The following is a 1,584-nucleotide window of genomic DNA, read 5'->3' on the forward strand; positions in this document are numbered from 1 at the left end:
GTAAGTGTTCACCAAGCCCCTATTGACAGAAAAAGTGTGACACTCAGCACTTGATCCATTCTTGGCTATTGAGTGATCATTCCAGTGCTTCATCCTGTTTGTTATGAGCAGAAAGAAAGCCCCTAAATATCAAGAGGAACCGCCCGTAGCCTCTGACCTTAACGAAGCAAACGCACTGATTGAAGAGTTGTGGGAACAGTTGCGCCACCTTACCGATAAACAAGCTACTAACTCCAAAAATTCATCGAAACCACCTTCGTCTGACAACCCTAAGGACAAGCATGAGCGAAAAAAGATCAAAGCTCTAGTGGTTGCAATTCGAGAGGAGCTAAAGAAGGCCACACAGGGCATCAACGAAAACTCTCACGACTGAAAGCAACGGATGTAGTTATCGATTGTTTTCCTGAAGTGTGCCCTTGCTGTGCCCAGTCTGATATAGATGTTCAAGGTGGCCCTTACTACCGCCATCAGGTCTTCGATATTCCCAAACCCACTGTCGATATCACCGAATACCGTTTATTTTCAGGCCAATGTCGGCACTGTAAAGAAACCGTCAAGGCTCAAAAGCCTGACGATGCATCGCAAGGGATTATAGGGCCGAACTTATTAAGTTACATTGGAGTTCTTGCAGGGCAATATCACCTCAGTGTTCGGAAAATCCAATCTCTACTTAAAGAACAGCTTGGCACAACCTTTTCGGTCGGCGCGATTAGCGAAGCGCAAACGAAGGTCGCTTCAATGCTAACGCCATTGCATCAGGCGATAAAACAAGCGTTAAAGAAAGCGACTTTGATTCATGCTGACGAAACCTCTCATCACCGAAATGATGAAACGAGCCTTCGTTGGTGTTGGTTAGTGGCCAGTGATGACCTTGTCTATGAACAAATACTCTATTCACGCTCAACCTCCTCAGCAAAAAAGGTCATCGATGAAGACTATGCAGGCATTGTGGTTAGCGACCAATGCCCAAGCTATAACTGGATAGCCGCAGACCGTCATCAGTTATGTTGGGCACATGTGAAGCGCAATCTTCAGCAAATGGCGGATTATAGTGGCGGTGGCCACACCGCTTATATTGGCAAACATCTTTGTTTGCTGACGAACGCCATTTTCCATACTCGGCATCGTTATGAGCAAGGTGAATTGGATTATTCACGGTACTTGCGGCGAATGCACAGGCTACAAAAATCGTTCGATCATTGGTTGAGCAAAGGGACAGGTGTGATGGTCAAGCGGTATAGAGGGCGATGCAAGTTACTGCTTAAACATAGAGAGAGCTTGTGGGTTTTCCTCAAGAAAACGTCAATCCCCTTAACCAATAATGAAGCTGAGCGATGTATTAGAGGTTTTGTCATTCAAAGGAAAATCAGCTTCGGAACGACCTCGGATGCAGGTGATAAATTCCGAAGTAGGATACATACCCTCATCGAAACCTGCAAAAAGCGTGGCTTATCGGCAATGTCAGTGTTGAGTGAAATCATCACGGCTGTTGTGACGAAGAGACCGTACCCAAACGTTTTTGATCTATAAACTGCATATGTTTCTTCAGATCTGGTAAGTCAAGATACCTCGGTGAACGCTTAC

The 1,584-nt window shown here is 45.5% G+C and carries 1 protein-coding gene; it reads left to right on the forward strand.

What is annotated here, in order from left to right; all coding sequences use genetic code 11:
* Positions 1-103 precede the first annotated feature (103 nt).
* Positions 104-1,530, forward strand: a protein-coding gene (gene tnpC / locus R7Z50_RS24110; RefSeq protein WP_405543002.1) for an IS66 family transposase whose coding sequence is annotated in 2 segments (ribosomal slippage) — positions 104-299 and positions 299-1,530 — 1,428 coding nt in all. Because the reading frame shifts where the segments join, the coding sequence is not laid out codon by codon here.
* Positions 1,531-1,584: the final 54 nt, after the last annotated feature.

The sequence above is a fragment of the Vibrio sp. 1249-1 genome (genome assembly GCF_033340495.1).